1 protein-coding gene is annotated in these 362 nt (G+C 59.7%); it reads right to left on the minus strand.

Translation table 11 applies throughout. From position 1 onward, the window contains the following. Window positions 1-256, minus strand: a 256-nt coding sequence (locus tag EXE42_RS17285) for a PadR family transcriptional regulator (RefSeq protein WP_137707095.1), incomplete at its 3' end; no start/stop codon positions are given. Window positions 257-362: the final 106 nt, after the last annotated feature.

The following is a 362-nucleotide window of genomic DNA, read 5'->3' on the forward strand; positions in this document are numbered from 1 at the left end:
CCGCCTCGGTGAGCTCGTACTGGTTCGTCCGCTTGTCGAGTTCGCTCTTCTCGACGAGCCCGTCGTCGACGAGGTCGTCGAGGTTGGGGTACAGGCGGCCGTGGTTCACTTCGGAGCCGTAGTACGCCTCCAGCTCCCGCTTGATGGCGAGACCGTACATCGGCTCCTCGGCCAGGATGGTCAGGATGTTCTGCTGGAACGCCGTGAGATCGCTCGCCGCCCTCGATTCATCAGTGACTGTTTGTGCCTCTGACATGCGTAATGGAAAGGGGCCCGAACTTATAGTCTTTCTCAACATTCACGATCGTTGCGATGCGTAACCCCCAACGGTTGTCCGGATCTCTCGGTACCGACGGTCTCTC

It is taken from the genome of Halorubrum sp. SP3, assembly GCF_005435195.1.
Lineage (GTDB): Archaea > Halobacteriota > Halobacteria > Halobacteriales > Haloferacaceae > Halorubrum > Halorubrum sodomense.